Annotated in this window: 1 protein-coding gene; it reads left to right on the top strand. The window is 60.7% G+C overall.

The window, feature by feature from the left end; translation table 11 throughout:
* Positions 1 to 271 precede the first annotated feature (271 nt).
* Complete coding sequence (ftsZ, locus tag EOA86_RS33810) at positions 272 to 1,279, top strand: cell division protein FtsZ (RefSeq protein ID WP_029348340.1); 1,008 nt, start codon at positions 272 to 274, stop codon at positions 1,277 to 1,279.
* Positions 1,280 to 1,618 lie beyond the last annotated feature (339 nt).

Below are 1,618 nucleotides of genomic sequence, written 5' to 3'. Positions count from 1 at the left end.
GTTCTGCACCGGTGCGGACTACAGGATCGATGGCGGCCTGACGGCCGGCATCGGCGTGAAGTAGAAACAGGAAGATCGGTCTCGGCCGGCAAACCAATGGCGCTTAACATGCGCGAGTTTGCATACTGCACTTGCAGCCGGTTCAACCGTCTGATTCCCTTGGTTACGCTGGGCTGTCCTGATTCGCTCACTGTCCAAAGTCTTTGCAGTGCGCCAGGAGCAAGCCTTCCACCGACCGCTGCGCTGGCGCATTCAATGGGAGAGACGGCAAATGAACACCGCAACGAGGCCGGCAATCTCGGAGATGAGGCCCAAAATATCCGTCATCGGGGTTGGCGGCGGTGGCGGCAACGCCATTAACAACATGATCGCCGAAGGCTTGCAGGGCACCGAATTTATCGTCGCCAATACCGATGCTCAGGCGCTCACCATGTCGAAGGCAACGCGGCTGATCCAATTGGGAGCGCACGTCACGGAAGGCCTTGGTGCAGGATCCCTGCCCGAGGTCGGCCATGCCGCGGCCGTGGAATCGATCGACGAAATCATGGACCATCTTGCGGGAACGCATATGTGTTTCGTGACCGCGGGCATGGGAGGCGGAACCGGAACTGGTGCAGCACCGGTCATAGCGCAGGCCGCGCGCAACGCGGGAATACTGACCGTGGCCGTCGTCACCAAGCCGTTCGTCTTCGAAGGAAACCGTCGAATGCATGCCGCCAATGAGGGCATCGAGCGGCTCCGCGAAAGCGCCGATACCGTCATCGTCATCCCGAACCAGAACCTCTTCAGGATCGCCGATGCCAGGACGACCTTCGCGGACGCGTTCGCCATGGCGGATCGCGTCCTCTACGCCGGCGTCGGCTGTATCACCGATCTCATCGTCAAGGAAGGGCTGATCAATCTCGACTTTGCCGATGTGAAGTCGGTGATGCGCGATATGGGTCGCGCGATGATGGGAACCGGCGAAGCCACCGGGGAGGACCGCGCCAGGAAGGCGGCCGAAGCAGCGATCGCAAACCCGCTTCTCGACGAAGCGTCGATGATGGGCGCCAAGGGCGTCCTTGTCTCGATATCGGGTGGCACTGATATGACGCTGTTCGAGGTCGACGAAGCTGCCACCCGCATCCGCGAGGAGGTCGACGCCGACGCCGATATCATCGTCGGCGCCATTTTCGACAAGGCGCTCGCCGGAAAATTCAGGGTGTCGGTCGTCGCGACGGGATTGCGTCGCGGGCTCGAGATACCGCTGACGGCGGGGTTGGAAAACCGTGTGAATTGATTGACATAAGAAATTCATGGCCTGGCAGCGCCGGTTGGAACGTCCGGCGAACAAGCGACGCCGGCATCAAAGAAAACCCCAGCAACCATTCGAGATTGCTGGGGGTTTATGCCGAAACTGGTTGCCGGGACAGGACTTGACTTTCTTTCTCTGTCCAGCTGTGTCGGCTCGCCTCCCTTGCAGGCCCTGATGAGGATCAAAAACCGAGCGCGGCAGGCCGCAAACGCAAAACGGCCCGCACTGAGGCGGGCCGTTTTGGGTTTTGGTTGCGGGGACAGGATTTGAACCTGTGACCTTCAGGTTATGAGCCTGACGAGCTACCGGGCTGCTCCACCCCGC

The sequence above is a fragment of the Mesorhizobium sp. M5C.F.Ca.IN.020.32.2.1 genome (genome assembly GCF_004023105.1).
Taxonomy (GTDB): domain Bacteria; phylum Pseudomonadota; class Alphaproteobacteria; order Rhizobiales; family Rhizobiaceae; genus Mesorhizobium; species Mesorhizobium wenxiniae.
The sequence above is the reverse complement of the archived record's forward strand: the minus strand, read 5'-3'. Positions and strand labels throughout refer to the sequence as shown.

Coding starts and splice junctions, on each gene's coding strand:
- ftsZ (WP_029348340.1), top strand. CDS start 272: ATGAACACCGCAACGAGGCCGGCAATCTCGGAGATGAGGCCCAAAATA.